Genomic DNA, 17,103 nt, shown 5'->3' with positions numbered 1-17,103 from the left:
CAGCGCGCGTGCGCTCGCGTAAGCGCCGGCTGGCGGCTCGTCCAGCCAGCTCAGCTCGCTGGGCGATTGCACGCCCCAAGCCGCCAGTTCAAGCGCGAGCGGCGCGAGATCCGCCTCGAGCAGCTCCGGCGTGCTGCGCGGCGCGAGCAGCTGCTGCTCCTGCTCCGTCCACAGCCGGTAGCATACGCCGGGCGCCACGCGGCCTGCGCGGCCGCGCCGCTGATCCGCTGAGGGCGCAGATACCGGAACGGTATCTAACCGCGACATGCCCGTTCGCGGGGAAAAGCGAGGCACGCGCATCAGCCCGCTATCGATGACGACACGAACGCCTTCAACCGTCAATGATGATTCTGCGATAGACGTAGCAAGCACGATCTTGCGCTCGCCAGCCTTGCAAGGCGCAATCGCTCTCCCTTGCTCTTCCAACGGCATGCTGCCATGCAGCAAAACAAGCTCAACGCCGTCGCGTTGCCCGATGCCCCGCTCAAGCAGCAGCGTCTGTACGCGGCGCAGCTCGCGCATGCCGGGCAAAAAGACAAGAAGATCGCCATCATGCCTACCTAGTGCAGCGGCTGCCGTAGACGCAACGCGAGATTCCAGCGTATCCTCGCGATTCGTATGGCCCCAAGTGCCGCTAACCGGCCTTCCACTGACAGCGCCAATGCCGAGCCAAGTGCCTGTGCTCGTTAAGCCAAGACTGTTGTCTGCATAAAACGTCTCAACCGGAAATGCGCGACCTTGACTTTCAATAACGGGCGCATCGCCGAGCAATCGCGCGACGGGCGCTGCTTCCAGCGTTGCCGACATCACAACAATGCGCAAATCGTCCCGCAGGAGCGACTGCGACTGCAAGCTGAGCGCCAAGCCCAAATCGCCCTGCAAATGCCGTTCATGGAACTCGTCGAACAGAATCGCCCCGATATCCTCCAGTGCAGGATCCGATTGCAGCATGCGTGTCAAAATGCCTTCCGTCACGACCTCGATTCGCGTCGACGGACCTACCTTCGTGTCAAGGCGAACGCGGTATCCGACCGTCTCGCCTGCTTTCTCGCCTAGCAACGACGCCATATGCGCCGCAGCAGACCGCGCAGCCAATCTGCGTGGCTCCAACATCACGATTTTTCGATCGCCAAGCCACTCTTCGCCGAGCAGCGCAAGCGGAACTCGCGTCGTCTTGCCTGCGCCTGGAGGCGCTACTAGCACGGCATTAGGCCGCGCAGCGAGCAATCGTTTTATATCGGGAATGACTTCATCTATCGGTAATGGTTTCAACCCGCTTCGTTCCTTTCTCTTCTTGCTGAGCCGTTTGCTTGCTACGGCTTTTCGTTTGGCCTGACCAGCCGAATCATCTGCTCCACGCGACGCCCATCGCCAGACAGCGACGCTTCGAACGAGCGCAGCTGAGACGAGCCGTCTCCGTCCAGAAAAATGCCGTCCTCAATCATAGGTATCGAATGGATGATAGCCGTTCTAAACTGCGCGAGCGTCGTCTTAGTATCGGTGACAACGAGGTACAACCGACCTTCCGTATCATACACGGCAGCCGTCCGCAGCCGGGCGTCATCGGGGAACGGCGCTAATTCATCCTCGATTTGTTTGCGCCAACCCGCTTCTTCTTTGGGCTTCATGCTGATGCCGCCCTGCGCCCAATAATGGTCGCGGTCGCTGACTTGCAGCTCCTTCGGATTCGACAGCACCTGTACAGACAGCCGATCCTCCGCGCCATCCCAGACTAGCGTACCGCGCGGGACGCGCACATTTTCTGATCCTGAACCGTAAGCGCCAGCACTTCCGCCGACAGGCTGGTCATTCACAAGCGCCATGCTTAACAGCCGACCATTATAAAAAAATCCGCCGTTGATCCCATAAAAAGGCGAAGCGCTAACATTCCCGCGCACGGCATCCAACGTCACTTTATCCGGCTCGGTCACCAGCATATGCAGCTTTACGCCGTCAGACGCCTTCATCCGATACGCATACCCTTCATAAGCCGGCTTCCCTTTTTCCTTCCCCAGCTGCGACCCCACGGTAATCCACACTGCAATCCCGCTTGCGGCAAGCGAAACGGCGATTGCAATAAATACGATAGCGATGATGCCTGCCGTTCGGGAGGAACGTTCTCCTAGCTGATTCTCCTCTGACGTAGCTCTTTTACCTTCCGTTGGCTCCATTAATTGATGTCACCTACGTATACCGGACTTGCTTCGCCCGATCGGATGATTCTGCCTAACGATTGTGGAACAAGCATGATGTCGTCCAATTGCTCAAGCGGAACCCACTCTACACCGATCTGATTCGTATCGGGAACCGAGGCCGAGTCAAACGGCCGATCGGACAGAAGCTTGCATTCAAAATAACATTCGACCTGATGAAAGGCGCTTTCACGGTCTGACAATCCATGGTTCGCGCCGATATATTCCCGTACATAAAGAAGCGCTAACGGCTCCACATCCTGGCCGATCTCTTCGAGACACTCCCGGACGATCGCCTGATGCAGCGTTTCGCCATGCTCCTGTCCGCCGCCCGGAAACCCGTACTGGACGCCGCGCTCATCTTCGAATTTGATTAAGAGCAGCTGATCATCTTTGCGGATGATCGCTTTTGTCGCCATACGCACTTTTTTCAATCGACAGTTCCTCCTCTTCTCTTGCAAACAGCTATCGTATCATCGCTAATCGAACCAGCCTTTACGCTTAAACCATAGGAACATGACTCCGCCCAATAGCCCCATGACGGTCAATACGCCGAAGTAGCCCCAGCGCAAATGCAGCTCAGGCATCCGGTCAAAATTCATCCCGTAAAGTCCGGCAATAAACGTCAGCGGCATGAAAATCGTCGTAATGACGGTCAGCGTCTTCATAATGCCGTTCATTCGATTGGAGCTGTAGGATATGTAGCTATCGCGCAAATCGGCCGTCATTTCTCGGCTTGCATCCAGCATCTCCGACAGCTTCAGCAGATGGTCATGCACGTCAGCGAAAAAAGCGCGCTGCTCCTGCAGCCCGGCTATACGGTCGGAACTGAGCAGCCGATAGAGCAGGTCGCGCATCGGCATAAATGTCTTCCGCAGGTGGAGCAGCTTCGCACGGATGGCGAAAATCTCGTCCAGCAAAGCGGTGCCTGAACGGCTCGTATCGTCAATCTCCTTTTCCGCCAATTGATCGTCCAGCGCATACATCGCCGGAAAATAGCGGTCGACCAGCTCATCCATCACCATGTAGGCGGCATGCAGCGTGCAGCCGTGAAGCTCCTTGGTCGTTGCCATCATTTTCGCCATGGCCGCTCCCAGCTCTGGCGAAGGCTGCATATGGAACGTTACGATAAAACGTTCATGCACGAATAGATTGACCTCATGTACGAACAGCGTCTCTGCTTGAAGCGAGTGCAGCACAAAAAAATGCGTGTCGCCATAATGATCCAGCTTCGGACGCTGCAGCCGATGCAAACAATCCTCGATCGCAAGAGGGTGAAAATGAAACATCGTTTCGAGCAGCCCGATTTCTTCCTCCGACGGCTGGTCAAAATCGATCCAAAACCATTCATAATCCTCGTAGCGCAGCCGGATATCTTCTAACGTTAATCCCTCAACTCGTTCATGCTGTTTCGTTACAGCCATTATCGAAAGCATTCGTTCAACCTCCGGTACTTCAACCATTAGCCATTGCTATGAAATGCAACTATTGTACCATGACTCAGTGCAATCTTGACATTCCTTCCTGTTCAGCCGATTGCTTCTTGTGAAAGCGCCATGCTAGAATATTTGGAATATAACCGGATTCACATACAAACGTTTACGAATCTCTTTAACCATAATGGGCAGATGCAACGCTGCTGCTTTCTTGTTCCCATTCAAACGAGAGGTGTATATCAATGCTGCGCGGTAGATTCGCCCCGACGCCTTCGGGGCTCATGCATATTGGCAATGCGCGGACGGCGCTGCTGGCCTGGCTGCAAATTCGGCAAGCAGGCGGACAATTCGTGCTGCGGATGGAGGATATCGACAAGCCGCGCTCCAAGGCGCAATTCGCTAGTCAAGCGCTGGAAGACTTGCGTTGGCTCGGCTTGGACTGGGATGAAGGCCCTGATGTAGGCGGTCCGTATGCGCCTTATCAGCAAAGCCTACGCGAGCAGCTATACGAGGACGCGCTTGGACAGCTCGAACAGCGCGGACGGCTCTATCCCTGCTTCTGCAGCCGGGCCGAGCTGCTGGCGGTTGCAAGCGCGCCGCACGGTTTGTCGGCAGAAGGCCCCGCTTATGGGGGCACATGCCGAAACCTTACCGCGTCGGAACGCGCCGAGCGCTGCTTGCATAAGCACCCTTCCATTCGCTTTACGATGGAGGAGCGAGACATCGTTTTTGAAGATGGGATTGCTGGCCTTCAAGCTTTCCCTCCAGGGGCTGGCGGAGACTTTGTCGTAAAGCGTGCCGACGAGCTGTTCAGCTATCAGCTAGCTGTTGTCGTCGATGATATTGCGATGGGCATCACCGACGTGCTGCGCGGCTACGACTTGCTTGACTCCACGCCAAGACAGCTCATGCTGTACGAGGCGCTTGGCGCAACGCCTCCGCGATTCGCCCACGTGCCTCTGCTGCTAGGCGAGGATGGCAAACGATTAGCCAAACGCCATGGCTCGATCTCGCTCGCTGCCATTCGGGAACGCGGCGTGCAGCCTGAGCGCGTGCTTGGATTGTTAGCCGCGATGAGCGGCTTGATCGATCGTCCTGCGCCAATCGCAGCTGGCGAGCTTGTTGGCGGCTTTACTTTGGCGCAGATTCCTCGCGAGCCTGTAATTGTAGATTCGCAGACGCTGGAGTGGCTCGACATGCGTTAATTGTATACATCCATCAAAAAACGCGATCGGCCTCGGCACGAACGCGTTTTTTTGATGCGTAGTTATTCATAAATTCCGATGATGAAATTCCCGTTCATGCGCTTCCTTCGCCTCGCGCGCCGATTCGTCTACTCGCATAGCCAGCCCGCATAAGGAACCGAAAATCCATAAAGCCATGAAAGGCGCTACCATGCTCAAATAACCGCCAACATATAAGATGATGAACAAAATGCCACCGCCCATTTGGACGGAAACCATGATTTGGCGCATAACAAAAGGAATTGCGAATGCAGCGCCGCAGCCAAGCAGCAAAATGATCCATTCGAACAACCTAGACGCCTCCCCCATCCATGCTCCTTCATCAAATCTTCCTGCACGTTATCCAATGGGACTGACGTCATTGTCGATCATTTTGTTGCAAAATTAGGGTTGATGCTGTGTTTGGACGGATTCATATACCGTTTCATAAACGAGTCGGCCGACAGCGGCTCCAACCGTTGTCGCCGTGCCGGCGTAATCATGGATCGCGCCGAATGTTCGGCTGCCGCTTACGCCGATGACAATGGCATCCGTTGTCGTTCCCGTTGCGGTGAGACCATTATCGGAATCGCGCAATCCGATGTCCTGTATCGCTGCAGCCTTCGCTTCCACGGCAGTCATTAACGCGTTTACCATAGCTGATTCCCCAAGCTGTCCATCGAAAAGCAGGAACGTGTTGATCGTCCCTGGCCGCCATGCGTCGTATACTTTGCGCTGCGAGCCTGCCCGCGCCGCATTGCTCGTCCCTGCCGTCGTCAGGCAGAACATCCGAAATCGATCATTTTCCGTTTCCATGATCGAGGCATGCGTTAGCTTCGCAGCTGTCATGAGAACGACAGCTTGCGAAGCTTCACATTGCCATTCGGCGAGCTGCTGCTCGATATCGCGGGTCGGATGATCCGAATTATAGGTGAGCGGTACGCGCCAATTGACGAACTGGCGAGCCGTCGCCTCACCTCCTCGGTATACCGAGTTGCTTAACGTCCTTAAAGGCTCCGCGGAATGAATGACGATCCGGTCATCGATCAGCTCCGCAACTACGCCGTCCCAGATGCGGGATTCGAATCGCGCTTCCGATCGAAATGGCTGCATAAGCTACCCTCGTTCCATTTCTGCATGCGTTCCGGATTCAAGCAGAACGGCTTTCAACGTTTGCACGAGCTTTTCATTTTGTTCGTTCAATTTCACTGCCACGCGGATAAACCGTCCATTCAGTCCTTCAAAATGAGAAGCATCCCGCACGAGCACGCCGCGCTGCCCCATTCGTCTTTGCAGCTCAGATGCATCTAATACGCATCGATCCGGCAGCTTAAGCAGGAGATAATTGACTGCACTCTCGAACACGGTGAACCCCAAAGCCTGCAAGGACGCTGCAAGGTGCGGGCGCGCTTCCGCGAGCCATGCCAATGTGCGCTGCTCGTAGGCCTCGTCCCCAAGTACAGCCTCTCCCATCCACTGCGCCAGCGAATTAACGCTCCACGGCGTCTGCAAACGGCGCATCGCTGCTATAACCTCCGGCGAACCCACCGCATAACCTAGCCGAATGCCCGGCACAGCGTAAAACTTCGTCATCGAACGGATCACCAGCAAATTCGGTCTTGCTGCGGCCTCTCGCACGAGCGTCAAACGATCTTCATCCGCGATAAAATCGATAAACGCTTCGTCGATAACGACAAACGCTCCAGTATCAATCAATTTCAGCACCAGATCGCGGCTAACCGTTTGTCCAGTCGGATTATTCGGCGAGCCCAGCATCCAAAGCCCGGGCTTGTCCCGTTCGACTGTTTCAAACACGCTAGCCTCAGACAATCGGAACCGATCATCCTCCAGCAATGGCACCGTGAACAGCTTGCCGCCATATTTGCGGGCTGCATCCGCATACTCGCCAAAGCCCGGTACGGCTAACGCAACGGAAGCGCCAGGGCGCATCGCACGAATGACAAGGTCGATAATCTCGGCCGCGCCATTGCCGCAAAGCACATTATTCATTGATATCCCGTGACGCGCTGCAAGCTTGCTGCGCAGTCCACGAACAGCTGGATCCGGATACTGGTCAAGGTCCCGCCATCGCTGCTCCATCACGCGCTGCACCGCATCAGGCGGTCCGAATGGATTCATATTAGAGCTGAAGTCGATAAAATCCGAAGCGGGAATGCCGTACATTTCGGCTGCAGTTACCAAATCTCCCCCGTGTCCATACCGTTCAAGCATCGTTCGTCCTCCTTCTTGTTTATCAGCTCACGCTAAAAACAACCAGCTTACGACCACAATCCATAGCGCTTCCAGCCCCTCATTCATTGCCCCGTACGTATCGCCGGTTAAGCCGCCAAGCTTGCTGCTCATCCATCTTGCCATCATTCCGCCAAAGACAAGTGTGGCCGCTACTAGAATCGCTGCATACAGCCAAGCGCAAGATCGATCCATGCCAAACTTAATCGCGAGCTCAAGCATCAGCGTTGTGCTGCCGAGTGCAATAATGGCTGCGCCAGCTATATGCTTCTTGCCTGCTTGCTGGAACAGCGCAGCAAGCCCTCCCTCGCGGGCAAACGGCCATCGCGTTATGGCAACCGTCATCCACCAGCGGCTCCACACAGGAGCCAGCGACAACAGCGCAAATGGATATAGCTGGTCAACAGCCGTTCGTTCGAAGAGGGTGAATAATGCCGCGAACTTCACAAGCATGAGCACAAACCCGGCAATGACGCCCATAGCGCCAACTCGGCTGTCTTTCATAATATCCAGCATCCGCTCGCGCGAGCGTCCGCTAAGCAGGCCGTCTGCCGTATCCATCCAGCCGTCAAGATGAAGCCCGCCGGTTAATACAATCCACCAAGCCAGCAGAAGCGCCGCGCTAATCATCGGTGTATGAAGCAGCTGCAGCAGCGCTGCGCCGCCGCCAGTTAACAATCCGATGAGCAGCCCTGCAAAAGGAAAAGCGATCAAGCTGCGCGCCAGCGTAGGCGGATCAAACGGCACTTGCACCGGAATCGGAATGCGCGTCAGAAATTGAATCGCGGCGATCAATCCTTGCACGCTCTGTTTTAATGAACGGCCCACCATAGGCCCAACACTCCTATCATCATTAGCCCGCAGCTCATATAGAGCAGCTTTACTGTCTGCGGAATATCGCTTGCTTCCAGCGGTCGCAGCGGCCAGCCCATTCTAGCCCGTTCACTGCTATGGCCAAAATAGTGATTGATCCCGCCCAGCTCGATGCCGAGCGCGCCAGCAGCAGCTGATTCCGGTATGCCGCTGTTCGGGCTGGGATGCTTCTTCGCAAATTCCGCTATCGCCTTCCATGCACGAGTTGCCGACATCCTAGGAAGGAGCATTGCCGCTATCGGCATAATAATCGCGCTAAGGCGTGCCGGAACATAGTTCAGCACATCGTCAAGCCGCGCGGAGCTCCATCCAAAATGCAAATGCCGCTCGTTGCGATAGCCAACCATCGAATCCAAGGTGTTCGCCGCTCGATAAGCCATTGCAAGCGGCGCACCGCCCAGCAATGCAAAAATAAGCGGCGAAAGGAACGCATCCACCGTATTCTCAGCCACCGTCTCGACTGCCGCTCGTACGGCTTGCTGCTCGCTAAGCTGCTGCGTATCTCTGCTTACAATATAGCCCACATACTTTCTCGCTTCAGCCAAGTCGCCCCGGGCAAGCGGCCGAAATACGAGCATTGCCGCATCCTTTAGCCCTTTGACAGCAATCGTAGTGGAGATAAACCAAATGCTTACCGCATACCCTGCCCAAGGATGAATCCAATTGGCAATTGCTATCACTGCCATCATAACTGCAAATGCAAGCGTTACCGTCGTTAAGGTCAGCACGATACCCCTTGCCCGAATACGGGAAGGGGTCGCCCACTGAGATTCGTTGCGCCTCAGCCGCCCTTCCATCCAGCTGATCCATTGCCCAATTCGGATGACAGGATGCGTCGGCCACTTGGGATCGCCAATCAACAGATCCACGACGATCGCCGCCGCGGACATAGCCAGCAGCTCCGACCACGTATAACCGAGTCCAATCATAGCTCGTCCCACGTGAATGCAATCCGCTTAAGGTCGACGGGGATGCCGCTTACGACGAGAAAAACACGCTCGCACCGCTCAGCCAGCATTCGGTTCATTCGACCAGCTGCATCTCGGAATGTCCTACCGAGCGGATATGCAGGCACGATCCCGCTTCCGACCTCATTCGTGACAAGCAGCAGCGGATGACGGTAAGCAGCGATCGACTCGACAAGCCGGCTCACCTCCGCCTCCAGCATCTCCGGTGGAGATGCTTCATGGATCAACAGCCGGTTCGTCAGCCATAGGGTGAGGCAGTCGACCAACACGACAGGCGGGCTCTCCCCCTCGCGCTGACGTTGATCCGCCATACTGCCAATTTCATCGAGCTTAAGCGCAAGCTGATCCGGCTCTTCCAGTGTCTCCCAGCGAAAGGCTGCTTGCTCGCGCTGCTGCTGATGAAGCGTCACCCGATGCCGCATTTCTTCGTCATCGGACACGCGTGATGTGGCGATATATATGCCTCGTGATGCAAGCCGGGACGCATACTGCTCTGCGAACAAGCTTTTTCCGCTGCGTGCGCCGCCAGTAATTAGATAAGCCAACGTGCTCCCTCCTATTAGCCTCGGGAAACGCCCGCGCTGTCGAATGTAGCCATCTCTCTCAGCAGCCGCTGGGCCGCTTCAATCAGATGGAAGCAGAGTGCCGCGCCAGTCCCTTCGCCTAAGCGCATATCCAGATGAATGACAGGCGCAAGGCCGATCGCATCTAGCAGCTTCTTATGCGCCTGTTCATTCGACAAATGCGATCCGATCATATACTGCACAGCATCTGGCGCCATTCTGGCAGCGATAAGCGCTGCTGCCGAGGAGATAAAGCCATCGATGACAACGGGACAGCGGCGAGCTGCCGCGCCAAGAATAACGCCTGCCAATCCTGCGATCTCCAGTCCCCCGATTTTGCCCAGCACATCAAACGGATCTTCAACATTCGGTTCATTAATGGCAATGGAACGGCGAATAACTTCGATCTTATGCGCAAGCCTTGCGTCATCTATGCCAGTTCCGCGTCCAGCTGCTTCCTCTGGCGAGCAGCCCGTCAATACGGACATTACAGCAGCGCTTGCCGTCGTATTGCCGATGCCCATCTCGCCTGTCGCAAACAGGCGATAGCCTTTGTTCCACAGCGTTTCTACGAGTTCGATGCCAGTCAGAAGGGCTTGTACAGCCGTATCATGCTCCATGGCACGTCCTTGCGCCATGTTGTTCGTGCCATGCATCAGCTTGCGCGCGTACAAGTCCGGATGCTCCAATTCCGCATTCACGCCAATGTCGACGCAAACAACGTCAGCCCCAGCCTGTTTAGCCAGCACATTTACTGCTGCTCCGCCAGACAAGAAGTTCATTACCATTTGCGGGGTTACATCAGCAGGAAACGCGCTAATGCCTTCCGCACATACGCCGTGATCCGCTGCCATGACGATAATCGCTTTACGCGACAGGTCAGGATCTACTTCTCCAGTGATGCCCGCAAGCTGACGAGCAATGTCCTCCAGTTTGCCCAAGCTGCCAGGCGGTTTCGTCAAGTTTCCTAGGCGAACATCCGTCATGCGCATCGCCTCATCGTCAAGCGGTCGAATTCGTCCGATTTCATGCGCGAACTGCGTGCATAGATTGCTTTGTACCATTCTTTCCTTACCCCTCTCTTCAGTTGAACAATAGAAGAACGACGAATCTCATTCGTCGTTCCCGAATCAATCCCATAAGCAGGATCTGCAGCACTATACGTTTATTAAAATCCGATTCCGCGAAGCGATGAGCTTCGGCCGAAGCATAATTTGCGGAGCACCGCCATCAGGATGCGGGATGATATCCGCCTCAGCGCCATACACGTCGCGAACAAGCTCGCGCGTTACGATTTGCTTAGGCGTACCCGCACCATATAGGCTGCCATCTTTAATCACGAGCAAGTGGTCGCAATAAAGGGCCGCCAGGTTCAAATCATGCAGCACCGCGATTACCGTTAAAGACTGCTCCTGCTGCCATTGTGCAACGGTATCGAGCAGCTGCAGCTGGTAGCCGATATCGAGATAAGTGGTTGGCTCGTCCAGCAGCAATATTTGCGGCTTCTGAACCATAACCTGCGCCAATGCTGCGCGCTGACGTTCCCCCCCGCTCAGTTGATCCACGGAACGGTTCCGCAGATGGGACAGCCCCATCCTAGTCAATGCATCCTCGATGATCGGCTTCGCATCCTCCTGCTCGTCTCCGAACCAGCCCTGATAGGGATATCGGCCTAATGCCACCGTTTCTTCCACGGAATATCCAACCGGCGGAAGTCCGCCTTGCTGAAGAACTGCCATCTTTCTCGCCAACGCTTTGCGCGGATAATCGGCAATCGGCTTACCGTCGAGCAGAATTTCCCCTGAGGTAGGCCGGTCAACGCCGGATAATAGCCGCAGCAGCGAGGTTTTTCCAGCACCATTAGGTCCGATAATACCATATATTCCCGGTGCAGCATATGAGAAAGATATCTCACTTAACAATGAGATGCCATCCACCGTACGACCCAGTTTAATCGCTTCAATCATGAACCCAGCCCTCCTCGGCCAAGCTTCCTTCTATAGAGCAGCAGAGCGAAGAATGGCGCGCCTACGATTGCCGTCACGATTCCAAGCTGAATCTCCCGCGGACTAAGCGCCATTCGAGCGACCGTATCGGCCCAAAGGACGAAGATACCTCCGCAGATAGCGGACAATGGGACGAGCAGCCGATAGTCCGGACCTGTAAGCAGACGCAGCAAATGCGGTACGACGAGGCCAACAAAGCCGATTACGCCTGAAACCGATACGGCAGCGGCTGTCAGCAACGTCGAAGCAATGAGCACAATCAGCTTCGTGCGCTCGACATGGACGCCGAGATGCGCGGCATGCCGCTCTCCATATGCGAATAAATTGAGCCGCTGCGCATTCATCAAAATAAGCGGAAGCCCAATGCATAGAAACGGCAGCACCATATAGACATGCTCCCAGCTGCGAAGCGCTAAGCTTCCCATCAGCCAGAATAAGATCTGGTTTACGACACCTTGAGACATGGATACCATAAACGATACGAATGCCCCGAGGAAAGACTGTACGATGACGCCTGCCAGCACAAGCGTCTCAATATTCATCGTCCCGCGCGAACGGGCAAGCGCCAGCACACCTAATAGAGTCACAACCCCTGTAACGAAAGAAACGATTGGAATCGACCACATGCCGATGAACGATTGGAATCCGAACAAAATCAGAAAAGCCGCCCCAACAGATGAACCAGATGCGACGCCGAGCGTGTAAGGGTCCGCCAATGGATTGCGCAGAACGCCTTGGAAGCCTGTGCCCGCAGTCGCGAGACATGCCCCGACGAGGATAGCCAGCAGCACGCGGGATAAACGAAGCTGGGTGACAATGGCAACATCGGACTCTGGCCATTCCGTCCTGCCTAATTGGATGCCCGTCGTCCAATGGAGCATAATTCCCCATACGTCAAACACCGATAAGCCAGCAGATCCGATCGACAAGCAAACCCCGATAGAACCAACAAGGAGGAGCATCGCAGCTCCTCCATATAGGACGTATCGAAGTCTCATGTTATTGGAACAATTCCGGATGAATGGCTTTAGCCAACGATTGCAGGCCATCTGCCAAGCGCGGGCCTACTCGGGACAGCGGATCTGCTGGCACTTCAACGAGACGGTTGTTTTTGACTGCATCGATTGCTTTCCAAGCCGGACGGGCATTAATGCCTTCAAGAATCGCATTCGGCGACTCGAACCACGAGGAATAAACGATCACATCCGGGTTGCTCTTCACGATCTGCTCGGCATCAAACTGATACCAGCCATTGCCAGTCGCAATGTTTTCTCCGCCCGCAAGCGTAACTAGCTCGTCCAAAAACTCGCCTTTGCCAACCGTGTAGCCTGGCGAGAATTCAAGAAGTACTTTAGGCTTCTTGGCTGATTTCACTTTGTCGATCACTTCAGCCTTTACCTGCTCCATGTGAGATGCCGTATCTGCCGCGCTTTTTTGCAAATCGAGCACTTTGCCAATATTGCGGATTTTCGCTACAACGGCCTCATACGTTTTGGGCTCCGTTGCGTACACATTCAGCTTCAGCCCGCGGAGTTGCTCAATCGCCTGCGCGTTCATCGAAACCGATGCCAGAACGAGATCGGGCTTAAGTGCAACGATTTTCTCGATGTTGGACGTCATATCGCCAACCTTCTCCAGCTTCGTCGCTTCCTCTGGATAGTTGCTGTTCTCATCTACCCCAACGACACGGTCGCCCGCCCCGATCGCGAACACCGTTTCCGTTTCGCTCGGCAGCAGCGACACGATGCGTTTAGGCGCTTCGTTAAACGTCAGCTCCGTACCGGAGTCATCCTTCACCGTTAACGGATATACCGTCGTTGCTGGTGTTTGCTCATCCTGTGCTGGTTCTTTGCTTCCCGCATCCGTCGATGCCGTTTCTTGCGTGGCCGGCGCCTTTTCTGCCTCCGACTTGGTGTTGCTGCCGCAAGCGGCAAGCAGCGCCAACATGAGCACTGCTGCAAGCAAGGACAAACGCTTCATCCCTGCCAACCATTTTGAATCGCGAATCATGTCAAATCCCCCTAGTTCCTTTAAATAAATAAAAAAGCATTTCCGACTCAAGGGTCGGAAATGCTTCTGTTCCAGAGAACAATGGCGTCCCGCAAAGCTTGCCTCATTCAGAGGCGGCCTTACAAGGCGCGCGAGCGCTAATCCAACACCTTCCCTAACTCCACGTAGGGCGTAGCGTTACCGAGCAGGCAGGTCTCCTGACTTGAAGTCCGCTGATTCGGCGCCTTCCCGGGAATGCCCAGTGACGATTGCCGATGCGGTTGTCCGCCTTGTCGGCGAACGCTTCTTTACAGTGGCGGGTCCGTGCCGGATTTTCACCGGACTTCCCTATTAAGCCTTCCCTTCATTCGATAGGAACGAAGCAAAAAGCACCTTCTCGCATTTCATATTCCAATTTTTCTGTTGTTACTATATCATCGTCGCTATCATTTGTCTATCATTCACAAGACTTCCGCAGCTGCAAGCGCAGCCGAATCGAATTGCCGACGACCGATAAGGAGCTAAGCGCCATTGCAGTACCAGCCATCCAGGGCTCCAGCTTGCCAAGCGCAGCACTTGGGATGACTGCCGCATTATAGAGAAATGCCAGCGTAATATTTTGCCGAACATTGTTCATCGTCAATCGGCTTGCTGTCATCGCATCCGTTACGCCGGATAGACGGCCATGCACTAACGCAATCTGTCCGGCACCCATCGCTGCCTCCGCACCGCCGCCGATTGCGAAGCCCACATCAGCCGCTGCAATCGCAGGCGCATCGTTCCAGCCATCCCCTATCATCGCAACGGCTTTATGCTTGCGTTGAAGCGATCGTATGAGCTCGACCTTCTGCTCCGACCGAAGCGCTGACCTCACATCGGCTATTCGCGTTAATCCGCCGACTGCCTTGGCAGCGGCTTGCCGATCCCCTGTTGCTAGCGCCACATGAATGCCCGCTGAATGGAGCTTCGCTGCCACAGCTGCTGCATCGGGTCGAATCCGGTCAGCCAATGCCAACGCGCCTTCGCAATGCCCTTCGCGTGCAACATACCAGACCGTTTCTCCCCGCTTCTCCCGCTCCTCTGCAAACATCGTGATCGCTGCACCAATCGTCCAGCCTTTCTCCATCGCAAACTGCTTACCTCCCACAGCGACTGTAGACCCGCTCAAGCTGATTGATACGCCGCCCGTCGATTCCTCCTGCGAAGCTGCCGGCTGCTCATGAGGCTGCAGCATGCCATGCTGCTTCATGGCAGCTTCTCTAATCGCCGCAGCATAGGGATGGGTCGCATGCGCTTCAGCGGCTGCTGCCATACGCAGAAGCGCGGCTGGATGCAGGGAGGGCGAGCAAATGGCTGCAATGCTTGCTCTGCCTTCCGTAAGCGTTCCGGTTTTGTCGAAGACAACGGCCCTCACTTTAGCGAGCGACTCGAGCGCATCCGCCTGCTTGAATACGATCCCTCTCTTGGACAGAAAAGCGGCTGCTGCTGCCAAAGAAAGCGGCGTCGCCAAGCCTAGCGCACATGGGCATGCGGCAAGCAGCACGGCAAGCGAGCGTATAAACGCAGCCTCTGCATTTCCCGCAGTAAGCCATCCATAGGAGATGAAAAACGTCACCGCAGCAAGCAGCAGCATGATCGGAACGAAAATGCCGGCCAACCGGTCTGCTTTACGTTGAACCGACGTTTTGGAAGCCAGCGCCTCGCGCATCATCGCAGATAAGCGATGGAGCGCAGTCATGTCACCAGCCGATTGGACTGTCAAAACGGCTGCCTCGCGCAAATTCAGCGTTCCTGCATAGATGCGCTCCCCCCTGCGCTTCGCTACCGACCTGCTTTCTCCGGTTAAGAGCGATTCATCCGCCTCTGCGGATTCACTGACTAACAAGCCGTCTGCCGGAAACCGTTCACCCGCTTCGACACGGATCTGGTCGCCTGCACGAAGTTCTGTCGTTAGCCTATCAACGGACTCGCTACCGACCATAACCGTTGCCTGAGTGGGCTGCAGCGCACCATAACCATCCAGCTCCGCCGCCGTCCGCCTTGCAGCGCTTGCTTCGATCCATTTGCCAAGCAGCACCGCCGTAATGACGACCGCAGAGGTTTCAAAATATAACGGTGCTGTCCCATCGTTCCCACCGCCACGAAAAACCATGTAATGGCTGTACAAGTAAGCGGCTGTCGTGCCAATTGCTACGAGTACGTCCATGTTTGCTGATCGCTGTCGAAGCGCATAATAAGCCCCGTAATAAAAAGGAGCCGCTGGAACGAGCTGAATCAGCGTTGCCAGACCAAGCTGCAGCCACTTATTCATAAGAATGTCGGGAACCGGCAAAAAGGACAGCCACGCAACATGATGCCCCATCGTCCAGATCAAAGGCAAGGTCAGCAGCGCTGACAGCACAAGTCGAAGCAACAACGCGCGTCGCTCCTGATGATCAAAGCTCGCCTTCCCGGCAGTCGCCGATTGGAAGCCGATTTTGCTGATCACCGTCTGAATCGATTCCGTCGATTGCTGCTCCGGCTCATACACGACCCATGCCGAACGCGAAGCATAGCTGACAGCAGCCTGTCGAACGCCCGGCATCCGTCCTACTGACTTCTCAATCCGAGCTGCACACGCCGAGCAATGCATGCCTCCGATTCTCAAATCGACCGATACCAAATCTCCTCGTATACGCACGGAGGACTTCCCTCCTTCAGATGCTCATAGCTTCCACCTCCATTGTATGTGGACGAGTACGCGAGCATGTCTATCTTGTCTGCATGCCAAAAATCCCTCGCATCAACTGGCGTTTACGCCAACAGCTGCGAGGGATTTCGGTGTATGCTATTCGGTTATTCGCCTACAGCGACTTTCCCCTGCCAATTCAGCATGCCGCCCGCCACATTAATGACTTGGTATCCTTGCGTCGCCAAATATTCGCAGGCTCTTCCGCTGCGGTTGCCGCTGCGGCAAATGAGGTAAAACGGCTCTTCGCCTTCCGTCAGCTCGCCTAGTCGAGCAGGCAATGTGGAAAGCGGCAAGCTAATCGCCTGCTCAATATGGCCATCCTGCCATTCATCCGCTTCGCGGACATCGACGAGGTGAAGCTTCTCGCCCGCCTCTAGCTTTTGCAACAGCTCATCGGTTCCAATCTCTGCGTACATCTATAATCTCCTCCAGCCATTTCAAAATTTCTCTACCAAATTGTACATGGTGGCTGCGGTCCATGTCCAGCAGAGCAGCGTCATATCAACGCAAAACTTCCAGCTCGATCCGCTGCTGCTGCCCCGTCGAATTGTTAACGAATACGTGTGCAATAAGTCCATATTCTCGACCATCCTTACGCATCCATAATCGGAACCGATATTCGGTTACGGTCGCGCTTGCCGGAAATTTTCCTTGATATAAATAATCAATCACTTCTGCCTGCTGCTGTTGAATAGCTGTCTGGACGGCGATCCGACCGAACTTGGCGTACTCGGGCTGGTTCTGTGCAGAAGCTGCGGCTAACGACTCATTAAGCGTGCTTGGTGGCAGTACGAACATGAGCAAGCTGCCTATTGCTAAAGAAACGAGCAAGTGAACGGTGCGCATATTTTTCCCTCCTTGCCTCTCCCTGC

General features: G+C 55.2%; 18 protein-coding genes and 1 riboswitch. Of the genes, 1 reads left to right on the top strand and 17 read right to left on the bottom strand.

Annotated elements, in window-relative coordinates; all coding sequences use genetic code 11:
- The 4 genes from PAECUDRAFT_RS03400 to corA form a co-directional block, all read right to left on the bottom strand.
- On the bottom strand, nt 1-1,272 hold a 1,272-nt coding region (locus PAECUDRAFT_RS03400), incomplete at its 3' end, for a helicase-related protein (protein WP_006036698.1).
- A gap of 41 nt (nt 1,273-1,313) precedes the next feature.
- Nucleotides 1,314-2,171, bottom strand: coding sequence for a phosphodiester glycosidase family protein (locus tag PAECUDRAFT_RS03395; RefSeq protein WP_006036697.1), 858 nt, complete (start codon nt 2,169-2,171; stop codon nt 1,314-1,316).
- Nucleotides 2,171-2,617, bottom strand: coding sequence for an NUDIX domain-containing protein (locus PAECUDRAFT_RS03390; RefSeq protein ID WP_233516719.1), 447 nt, complete (start codon nt 2,615-2,617; stop codon nt 2,171-2,173). The genes PAECUDRAFT_RS03395 and PAECUDRAFT_RS03390 overlap by 1 nt, the downstream gene beginning before the upstream one ends.
- A gap of 54 nt (nt 2,618-2,671) precedes the next feature.
- The gene (gene corA, locus PAECUDRAFT_RS03385; RefSeq protein WP_006036695.1) at nt 2,672-3,628 is read right to left on the bottom strand and encodes a magnesium/cobalt transporter CorA; all 957 of its coding nucleotides are present in this window, start codon (nt 3,626-3,628) and stop codon (nt 2,672-2,674) included.
- A gap of 242 nt (nt 3,629-3,870) precedes the next feature.
- Between corA and gluQRS the strand changes: the two genes are divergently transcribed.
- Complete coding sequence (gluQRS, locus tag PAECUDRAFT_RS03380) at nt 3,871-4,833, top strand: tRNA glutamyl-Q(34) synthetase GluQRS (protein ID WP_006036694.1); 963 nt, start codon at nt 3,871-3,873, stop codon at nt 4,831-4,833.
- 66 nt (nt 4,834-4,899) lie between these two features.
- Here the strand turns inward: gluQRS and PAECUDRAFT_RS03375 are convergent, their stop codons facing one another.
- From PAECUDRAFT_RS03375 to PAECUDRAFT_RS03315, 13 genes are all read right to left on the bottom strand, one after another.
- Nucleotides 4,900-5,163: a hypothetical protein gene (locus PAECUDRAFT_RS03375; protein ID WP_040711122.1), complete on the bottom strand. Its 264-nt coding sequence runs from the start codon at nt 5,161-5,163 to the stop codon at nt 4,900-4,902.
- A 93-nt stretch (nt 5,164-5,256) separates the two neighbouring features.
- The gene (locus PAECUDRAFT_RS03370) at nt 5,257-5,964 is read right to left on the bottom strand and encodes an adenosylcobinamide amidohydrolase (protein ID WP_006036692.1); all 708 of its coding nucleotides are present in this window, start codon (nt 5,962-5,964) and stop codon (nt 5,257-5,259) included.
- Between the two features lie 3 nt (nt 5,965-5,967).
- Nucleotides 5,968-7,083 (bottom strand): threonine-phosphate decarboxylase CobD, encoded by a 1,116-nt coding sequence (gene cobD / locus PAECUDRAFT_RS03365; RefSeq protein ID WP_006036691.1) that lies wholly within the window; start codon nt 7,081-7,083, stop codon nt 5,968-5,970.
- Nucleotides 7,084-7,110: 27 nt separating this feature from the next.
- Nucleotides 7,111-7,932 (bottom strand): adenosylcobinamide-GDP ribazoletransferase, encoded by an 822-nt coding sequence (gene cobS, locus PAECUDRAFT_RS03360; protein ID WP_006036690.1) that lies wholly within the window; start codon nt 7,930-7,932, stop codon nt 7,111-7,113.
- Nucleotides 7,914-8,903: an adenosylcobinamide-phosphate synthase CbiB gene (gene cbiB / locus PAECUDRAFT_RS03355; protein WP_006036689.1), complete on the bottom strand. Its 990-nt coding sequence runs from the start codon at nt 8,901-8,903 to the stop codon at nt 7,914-7,916. The genes cobS and cbiB overlap by 19 nt, the downstream gene beginning before the upstream one ends.
- On the bottom strand, nt 8,900-9,487 hold the full coding sequence (gene cobU, locus PAECUDRAFT_RS03350; RefSeq protein WP_006036688.1) for a bifunctional adenosylcobinamide kinase/adenosylcobinamide-phosphate guanylyltransferase: 588 nt from the start codon (nt 9,485-9,487) through the stop codon (nt 8,900-8,902). Before cobU ends, cbiB begins: the two co-directional genes overlap by 4 nt.
- 14 nt (nt 9,488-9,501) lie before the next feature.
- Complete coding sequence (cobT, locus tag PAECUDRAFT_RS03345; protein WP_006036687.1) at nt 9,502-10,569, bottom strand: nicotinate-nucleotide--dimethylbenzimidazole phosphoribosyltransferase; 1,068 nt, start codon at nt 10,567-10,569, stop codon at nt 9,502-9,504.
- Nucleotides 10,570-10,662: 93 nt separating this feature from the next.
- Nucleotides 10,663-11,472, bottom strand: coding sequence for an ABC transporter ATP-binding protein (locus PAECUDRAFT_RS03340; RefSeq protein WP_006036686.1), 810 nt, complete (start codon nt 11,470-11,472; stop codon nt 10,663-10,665).
- Nucleotides 11,469-12,509 carry a FecCD family ABC transporter permease gene (locus tag PAECUDRAFT_RS03335; protein ID WP_040711119.1) on the bottom strand — a complete coding sequence of 347 codons (1,041 nt, stop codon included), beginning with the start codon at nt 12,507-12,509 and terminating at the stop codon, nt 11,469-11,471. The genes PAECUDRAFT_RS03340 and PAECUDRAFT_RS03335 overlap by 4 nt, the downstream gene beginning before the upstream one ends.
- 1 nt (nt 12,510) lies before the next feature.
- Nucleotides 12,511-13,521, bottom strand: a complete 1,011-nt coding sequence (locus PAECUDRAFT_RS03330; protein WP_006036684.1) for an ABC transporter substrate-binding protein — start codon at nt 13,519-13,521, stop codon at nt 12,511-12,513.
- 170 nt (nt 13,522-13,691) lie between these two features.
- A riboswitch (cobalamin riboswitch) is annotated at nt 13,692-13,912 on the bottom strand.
- A gap of 45 nt (nt 13,913-13,957) precedes the next feature.
- On the bottom strand, nt 13,958-16,180 hold the full coding sequence (locus PAECUDRAFT_RS03325) for a heavy metal translocating P-type ATPase (RefSeq protein ID WP_006036683.1): 2,223 nt from the start codon (nt 16,178-16,180) through the stop codon (nt 13,958-13,960).
- A 155-nt stretch (nt 16,181-16,335) separates the two neighbouring features.
- Complete coding sequence (locus PAECUDRAFT_RS03320; RefSeq protein WP_006036682.1) at nt 16,336-16,647, bottom strand: rhodanese-like domain-containing protein; 312 nt, start codon at nt 16,645-16,647, stop codon at nt 16,336-16,338.
- An 85-nt stretch (nt 16,648-16,732) separates the two neighbouring features.
- Nucleotides 16,733-17,077: a DUF3889 domain-containing protein gene (locus tag PAECUDRAFT_RS03315; protein ID WP_006036681.1), complete on the bottom strand. Its 345-nt coding sequence runs from the start codon at nt 17,075-17,077 to the stop codon at nt 16,733-16,735.
- Between the last annotated feature and the right edge of the window lie 26 nt (nt 17,078-17,103).

The organism is Paenibacillus curdlanolyticus YK9, assembly GCF_000179615.1.
Lineage (GTDB): Bacteria > Bacillota > Bacilli > Paenibacillales > Paenibacillaceae > Paenibacillus_T > Paenibacillus_T curdlanolyticus.
This window is presented reverse-complemented; position numbering and strand designations above follow the sequence as displayed.